Annotated in this window: 1 pseudogene; it reads left to right on the forward strand. The window is 22.5% G+C overall.

Annotated features, from left to right (window positions below):
* Positions 1-342: 342 nt before the first annotated feature.
* A pseudogene (locus OC683_RS02370) lies at positions 343-1,201 on the forward strand (IS3 family transposase).
* Positions 1,202-2,007: the final 806 nt, after the last annotated feature.

Consider the following 2,007-nt stretch of genomic DNA (forward strand, 5'->3'; position numbering starts at 1 on the left):
TGACTTTGTCCAATGATATCAGTTATTGTTGACGGGCGCAAAGCAAATGCTAATGGTTTTTTAAACATTTTTTTTCCTTTGTATATTTAAATTTTAATTTAAATTTTTTTATAAGTATATTCTATCAAATTTTAATATTAATATTGTAATATCTTTTTTAATTTATTTTAATCATTAAATCAACTTTAATTTTTAAATTAGTTGCCTTTTTAAGTATTGAAAATATATCTATGAAACAAAAAGATGAACGCGCTAAAGCGCTTATTTAATCAATAAAAAAATCTTTTAGAGTTATAATATTTGATATATTCAAAATAATTGGTAAAGATAATTAGTATCAAGATGCAAAAGTTAAAACAAAAAATTAAATTATTACAAAAAATGATGGAAAAAATTAAAAAAATTGATAAAAAGATGGTTTTTTCATTTGGTCAACCAATTCCAATCGACTTTAAATTTAACTACTATTTTAAAAACCATCCAAATTAACTGAAGCACTTATTATTATTGGGTAAAAGTTAAAAATAACCTCCAAGAAAAAGAAGAAAAATACCTTTTAAAACAAAAAAAACGAATTAAAGCTTTATGTTTGAACTATCAATATTTTTATGGCCATCGCAAAATCACCGATTTATACCAAAAAACTTTTAATGAAAAGATTACTAAGAAAAAAGTTGAGACCATTATGAAAAAAAATGATCTTCGGTGCCGATTAAGAATAAAAAAAATTTTACTTATTGTAATTTAAAAAATAATCTTCAAATCATTCCTAATTTCATCAATCAAGATTTTGTTACGACTCAACCCTTTCAAAAACTTTTTACGGATATTACCTAATCAAAGGTTTCTCTATTTTTCTTTTATTATTGATTATTGTAACAATCAAATTATTTCCTTTCATCTTTCCAATAAACAAAATCAAGATTTAGTTTTAAAGATAATTAAAAAACTCCCCCTAGTATCATTCATTTTGATTAAGTAACAAAATTCCAACAAACTTTAATTAAAAAAGGGTTTTTAATTAGTATGTCCAAAAAAGCTAATCCTTGTGATAATGCTGTGATAAAAAACTTTTTAACGATTTTACGCTAACAACCTCATTCCCTGATAGATTAATCAATTGCCCCAATTTTGGAATACCAAATGGATTTTAAGGAAATTAAAATGCGCAAAATCGAAGCTAATTTTGGCATGGAATTAAGCTCACCTGAAAAAGGTTATTTTAGTATGCCTTTTTTATCAAATATTATTTTCTTTTCATTTTGTTGGCGAGTTTTTCTCTTTTTTTGTTTAAATTATATAGTGAAGAGATAAAAGATCAAAAAAATATCTTGGGAAACGAAAGAATTATCAAAAAAAATTTTAGACACTTTTTAAAACGCGAATAATATTTCTTTGGTTTGAAAAGATAGGAAATTATGAACTTAATTTTAGTCTTCAAGCGCAATTTTTAAATCAAAACTTGTCTAAAAAAATGGAACAGTTCAAAGCCACCAAACCCTCTCGCGGGAATAATAATATTAAAATTGATAAACTAGTTTTTTCACTAAAAATAAAGATCTCTTATTACTAAATTATTTTTATTTTTTAAAAATTTTTTAAATAATTTTTGTTTTAACATTCCATTTCTTTCTAAAAAAATTTTTAGAAAATACAGAAAATTATTTTTTAATCTTTTAAACAAAAAAAGACTAACTTAATAGTTGGTCTTCAAAAGTTTTTAAAAAGTAAAAAGTGTCTAAAGTTTGAAAACAGCTCATAGATATTAAAAAAAAGACTTAACAAAATACTAAATAATTTGGCCTAAAAATCCATATATCTCATTTGTGTCATAGCATTTGTAAATAAATCACCATGAGCTTGATAATTATTAAAAAAGACTTATATTTGTGACAGTTAGAAACAATAAAATTACTAATAGAATTAATTATACGAACAAATTCCTTCTGAAATATTTATATTTATAACTGTTTATTAAAAAATAGAATATCCTAATAATAAATTTTG

The organism is Candidatus Phytoplasma crotalariae (assembly GCF_030586865.1).
GTDB classification, from domain to species: Bacteria; Bacillota_I; Bacilli_A; order Acholeplasmatales; family Acholeplasmataceae; genus Phytoplasma; species Phytoplasma citri.